Below are 2230 nucleotides of genomic sequence, written 5' to 3'. Positions count from 1 at the left end.
TCGGCGCGGCTGCGCGTGGGCGGTCTTGTCGAGCACGGGTCGGTCGAGCGCGATGCGAGCGGTCTGAACGTGCGTTTCACGATCACCGATACCGCCCGCGAGATTCCCGTCGAGTATCGCGGCGTGCTGCCTGACCTGTTTCGTGAGGGCAAAGGCGTGGTCGCGCAAGGGCGTTTGTCGCCGGAGGGTGTGTTCGTGGCGGACCAGATCCTCGCCAAGCACGATGAAAACTACATGCCGCCCGAAGCCGTCGAGGCCGTCAGGCGCGCCCGCCCTGCCATGAAGATATCGGACAAGACAGGAGCCCTTCGATGATCCCCGAACTCGGCCAGTTCGCGCTGATCGTCGCACTGCTGCTCGCGATGACGTGCGGCGTGCTGCCGCTGATCGGCGCGGCGCGCGGCATTCCCGGCTGGATGCGCAGCGCGTGGCCGCTGGCACGGGGACAGAGTGCATTCGTCGCGATGGCGTTCGCGTGCCTGGCGGTATCGTTTGTCAACGATGATTTTTCGGTCGCGTATGTCGCGTCGAATTCCAACTCCATGCTGCCGCTCGCGTATCGTTTCGCCGCCGTCTGGGGCGGACATGAAGGCTCGTTGCTGCTCTGGACGTTGCTGTTGACGTTCTGGATGACCGCTGTCTCCATCTTCAGCAGACAGCTTCCCGTGCCGATGGTTGCGCGCGTGCTCGGCGTCATGAGCTGGATCAACGCAGGGTTCGTGGCGTTCATGCTGTGGACATCGAATCCGTTCATCCGTCTTTTGCCCCCCGCCATGGACGGCCGCGACCTTAACCCGTTGTTGCAAGACCCCGGCATGGTCTCGCATCCGCCGATCCTGTACATGGGCTACGTAGGTTTCGCGGTAGCGTTTTCGTTCGCCGTATCGGCCTTGCTGTCAGGCGAACTCGATGCCACCTGGGCGCGCTGGTCTCGCCCGTGGACCACTGCCGCGTGGACCTTCCTCACGCTCGGCATCATGCTCGGCAGCGCCTGGGCGTATTACGAACTCGGCTGGGGCGGCTGGTGGTTCTGGGACCCCGTGGAGAACGCGTCGTTCATGCCGTGGCTCGCAGGCACGGCGCTGATGCACTCGCTCGCCGTCACCGACAAACGCGGCAGCTTTCGCGCATGGACCGTGCTGCTCGCCATCTGCGCGTTTTCGCTGAGTTTGCTCGGCACGTTCCTCGTGCGTTCGGGCGTGATTACATCGGTCCACGCCTTCGCGACCGATCCCACGCGCGGACTCTTCATTCTCGTGTTCCTCTCGATAGTGACCGGCGGCGCGTTGCTGCTGTTCGCGTGGCGCGCGCCGAAGATCGGTTTGGGCGCGGGCTTCGCGCTGGTATCGCGGGAGTCCTTGCTGTTGTCGAACAATGTCGTGCTGATGGTGGCGGCCGCTTCCGTGCTGCTAGGCACGTTGTATCCGCTTGCGCTCGATGTGCTCGGGCTCGGCAAGATATCCGTCGGTGCGCCGTATTTCGACGCCGTTTTCGTGCCCCTCATGACGCCCGCCGTTTTCCTGATGGGCATCGGCCCCATCGCTCGATGGAAATCCGCACGCCTGCCGCATATCGCCGTCCGGCTTTGCTGGGCGGCACTGGTGAGCGTGGCGTCAGCGGTGGCGGTGCCGTTGCTCACCGGCGGGTGGAGACCGCTGGTCGCATTGGGAATCGGGCTTGCCGTGTGGTGCGCAACAGCGACGCTGACCGCGCTTGTCGTGGGCATCGCTGAACAGCGCGGAGCGTTTTTCATGCGGTTCATCCGCATGCCGCGCGGCTTTTACGGCATGCTCGCCGCGCATCTGGGCGTGGGCGTTTTTATCGCGGGCGTGACGCTCGTCAAAGCTTATGAAAGCGCCGGCGATGGCCGACTCGATGTTGGCCAGTCGATCAGCGCCGGCGGTTATACGTTTCGCTTCGATGGCACCAAGGCGGTCAATGGTCCGAACTATCGTGCGTTGCGGGCCACGGTCGTGGTGAGCCGGGATGGAGCGGTCGTCGCTGTCATGCATCCGGAGAAACGCTTCTTCGTGATCCAGAAGACGACCATGACCGAAGCCGCCGTCGACCGTGCGCCCTTGCGCGATCTCTATGTCGCACTCGGCGATGCCGCCGCCGACAGCCCGACTGCGTGGACGTTACGCGTACAGGTCAAACCGTTCGTGGACTGGATCTGGGCGGGCTGCCTCCTGATGGCGCTCGGCGGCTTGCTCGCGGCGAGTGACCGGCA

At 64.4% G+C, this 2230-nt stretch carries 2 protein-coding genes; both read left to right on the top strand.

Annotation, left to right across the window (positions count from 1 at the left end):
* The coding region (locus tag ACRXB1_RS34890; RefSeq protein ID WP_449494635.1) for a cytochrome c maturation protein CcmE at positions 1–315 on the top strand (315 nt) is incomplete at its 5' end.
* The coding region (locus ACRXB1_RS34885; protein WP_449494634.1) for a heme lyase CcmF/NrfE family subunit at positions 312–2230 on the top strand (1919 nt) is incomplete at its 3' end. The genes ACRXB1_RS34890 and ACRXB1_RS34885, both read left to right, overlap by 4 nt.

Source organism: Caballeronia sp. M23-90 (assembly GCF_053574605.1).
The sequence above is the reverse complement of the archived record's forward strand: the minus strand, read 5'-3'. Positions and strand labels throughout refer to the sequence as shown.